The following is a 448-nucleotide window of genomic DNA, read 5'->3' on the forward strand; positions in this document are numbered from 1 at the left end:
GCGTCGAGGGAGCCCATCGGCGTCGATTTGGTGATCTTGCCGACTTCGGAGGTGGGGGAGTACTGGCCTTTGGTGAGGCCGTAGATCCGGTTGTTGAAGAGGAGGATCTTGAGGTTGACGTTGCGGCGGAGGGCGTGGATGAGGTGGTTGCCGCCGATGGAGAGGGCGTCGCCGTCGCCGGTGACGACCCAGACGGAGAGGTCGCGGCGGGAGGAGGCGAGTCCGGTGGCGATGGCGGGGGCGCGACCGTGGATGGAGTGCATCCCGTAGGTGTTCATGTAGTACGGGAAGCGGGAGGAGCAGCCGATGCCGGAGACGAAGACGATGTTCTCCTTGGCGAGGCCGAGTTCGGGCATGAAGCCCTGGACGGCCGCGAGGATGGCGTAGTCGCCGCAGCCCGGGCACCAGCGCACTTCCTGGTCGGACTTGAAGTCCTTCATGGACTGCT

The 448-nt window shown here is 65.4% G+C and carries 1 protein-coding gene; it reads right to left on the reverse strand.

Features of this window, described 5'->3' with window-relative positions:
* Positions 1 to 448, reverse strand: a 448-nt coding sequence (locus tag M4J07_RS47735; RefSeq protein ID WP_255983664.1) for a thiamine pyrophosphate-dependent enzyme, incomplete at both ends; no start/stop codon positions are given.

Origin of the sequence: Streptomyces longispororuber (assembly GCF_024448165.1) — a bacterium.
Classification (GTDB): Bacteria; Actinomycetota; Actinomycetes; order Streptomycetales; family Streptomycetaceae; genus Streptomyces; species Streptomyces longispororuber_A.